Raw genomic sequence first — 2,580 nt, 5'->3', positions numbered from 1 at the left:
AACGTCGAGTACAGGCGGCGTGCGCTTGCGCACGTTGCCTGCTACGTCTGGTTGGCTCTATTTTGTTGATCGATATTGCTTATACTCGGCTCGAGGACGTTCTTTGTCTACATATCTCATGTGCTCTTCATTTATTTCAATAATCGTGTATTCGTTTTTTATTTCGGCTCCATCTGGTCTGTCGGGAGAGGTGAATTTAGTAGTTAAGTCTAAACCGTCCACAAACCATGTTCCTTTCATTCTCAATAAATCCATTACTTCGCCATTTTTGGTGAGTGTCATTTCCTCGTAAAAAGACTTATCCATTTCGTAGACGATGAACCCCTTCACTTCGATACCTTCTCCCTGATCCACGTGGTACGTCCACTTGCCGATTATTGACCTCTCGCAAATCGCTGCTGGTATTACGGCTAAAAACACACTGAGAACCAGAATTAAAGGTGTGTTCATTCGCTTCGATGATTATTTGCTTTAGCCAACGTCGAGTGCATACGCGGAGGCTAGCGCGGAGCGCTGGCCGGAGTTGTATGGCACGATTTGTTCTGAATTTTTATGTTATTTTCTTGTAGACGATGTTTTCGTATTCCTCAACGTCGTAGGCGTCTGAATTCGTCAAGTGACCATCGTAAGGTCCCAACTTGTTTACCGTCATTCCTTCCTTCAGGACGATTTGCAGTCCATGCTCTTCTTCCCAATCGCATCCACATTCAATAGATAGGTATATCTTTTTGTCTCCGTACGGACGTCTCGATACCAAGACTTCGTCGCCAATTCTCAGGTATGACCAAACATCTCTGCTAGACTTGATCAGTGGGAAATCTTCCTCATCTTCAGTATCTATTAGATTCGTTATATCTTTATAGTATTCAAAAATGTGTTCCTCTGCTGCTTTGATTGCTTTTGAACCGTTGGATCTAAAGTTTAGCATGGCCGTTCGGAACTCGGATTGATTTTTATCTTCGAGATATTCCTCAAGCACGAATCGAAATTGGGGTATCGGGGGTTCGCCACTTTCGACAGGACCATAGTACCAATCAAACTGGGGGTCGTGATCAAAATCTCCAATGTCTTCTATTTTCATTTTTTCAGAACGCAGAGTACAGGCGGCGAGCGCTTGCGCTCGTTGCCTGCTACGACTTGTTAGAGTTTTCTTAATTTTTTGAGGTTTATCGAATAGGACCCATCTCCCGGGAACTGAGTGCCCACCCCTTCAGAAATGATGTATCCAACTTTTATCTCATGTTTAGTTCCGAATTCGCTCAGGTTTTGGATGACTAATATTTCGTTGTATCCATACTCTTCATCTTTCTCTTCTTTCCACTGTTTGAAATCTTTAGCCTTCGAATCGTCGATGAAGTAGATGATCGCTGAGTCGACAGCTATGCGGCCTCCTTTTTCAATCGCAGAGTAAGGGACTTCGTAGTCGCCAATCTCGAAAATTTCCAATTTTAGAACGATTCCCTCCGAGTAGGTGTCTCCAACTCGAAGTGCGTTTGAATTCAGAGTAACCGTCGTTGTTGTTTCTGCACTCATTTGGGTATGGGCAACCACCGCAAGGATGACTGTGAGTATGTGCTTTGGGCTGACCATTTTTAGTCTCTCTAACGCCGAGGTGTCACGCGGAGGGGGGGCGCAGCCCCCGGAGTTGTGACCACCGACTTGTTCGGCTGGTTGATTTGTTTTCGTTGGCCAAGAGATTTCGGCTTCATCTGACATGAGGACTCCCCACTGCATGTCTGAAACTAGATCTTCTTCGATCCAGAAATTCAGTGACAAACTTTCGATTTCAATGCGGTCTTCTTCTTCGGAAATCTGATCAAACCTTTCATCTTTCTTTATTTCTTTCAGTAGTTCTGATCGCTTTCTTCCAATGTAAGTTTTTCCAAAAAGCGTAACGTTTGGGTCAGACGATTCTATCGTTTCTAGCCTGAAGTCGTTCTCCTCGTGAAAGTGAAAGGAAAGGCCTTTGCTCGAATAGTAACAAGATATCGACTTCTCTCCGGATGCGATGTCTTCAGTGATTCTATCTGGTTCGCCTAAGATGGCAACAAGCTGCTCCTGCGTAGCACCGAAAGTCAGTGATCCTATTCCGATTCCAGGTTCAACTGTCGTTAGATCTATCATTACTTTTTCGCCGAACGTCGAGTACAGGCGGCGTGCGCTTGCGCACGTTGCCTGCTACGTCTGGTTGGCTCTATTTTGTTGATCGATATTGCTTATACTCGGCTCGAGGACGTTCTTTGTCTACATATCTCATGTGCTCTTCATTTATTTCAATAATCGTGTATTCGTTTTTTATTTCGGCTCCATCTGGTCTGTCGGGAGAGGTGAATTTAGTAGTTAAGTCTAAACCGTCCACAAACCATGTTCCTTTCATTCTCAATAAATCCATTACTTCGCCATTTTTGGTGAGTGTCATTTCCTCGTAAAAAGACTTATCCATTTCGTAGACGATGAACCCCTTCACTTCGATACCTTCTCCCTGATCCACGTGGTACGTCCACTTGCCGATTATTGACCTCTCGCAAATCGCTGCTGGTATTACGGCTAAAAACACACTGAGAACCAGAATTAAAGGTG

Annotated in this window: 4 protein-coding genes; all 4 read right to left on the bottom strand. The window is 44.3% G+C overall.

What is annotated here, in order from left to right; all coding sequences use genetic code 11:
* Window positions 1-57: 57 nt before the first annotated feature.
* Window positions 58-450: a hypothetical protein gene (locus tag IEN85_RS18770; RefSeq protein ID WP_191616599.1), complete on the bottom strand. Its 393-nt coding sequence runs from the start codon at window positions 448-450 to the stop codon at window positions 58-60.
* Between the two features lie 100 nt (window positions 451-550).
* Window positions 551-1,081: a DUF6985 domain-containing protein gene (locus IEN85_RS18765; RefSeq protein ID WP_191618645.1), complete on the bottom strand. Its 531-nt coding sequence runs from the start codon at window positions 1,079-1,081 to the stop codon at window positions 551-553.
* Between the two features lie 59 nt (window positions 1,082-1,140).
* Window positions 1,141-2,124, bottom strand: a complete 984-nt coding sequence (locus IEN85_RS18760) for a hypothetical protein (protein ID WP_191618644.1) — start codon at window positions 2,122-2,124, stop codon at window positions 1,141-1,143.
* Between the two features lie 70 nt (window positions 2,125-2,194).
* A partial coding sequence (locus IEN85_RS18755) for a hypothetical protein (RefSeq protein ID WP_191617059.1) occupies window positions 2,195-2,580 on the bottom strand: 386 nt, incomplete at its 5' end.

It is taken from the genome of Pelagicoccus enzymogenes, assembly GCF_014803405.1.
Classification (GTDB): Bacteria; Verrucomicrobiota; Verrucomicrobiia; order Opitutales; family Opitutaceae; genus Pelagicoccus; species Pelagicoccus enzymogenes.
This window is presented reverse-complemented; position numbering and strand designations above follow the sequence as displayed.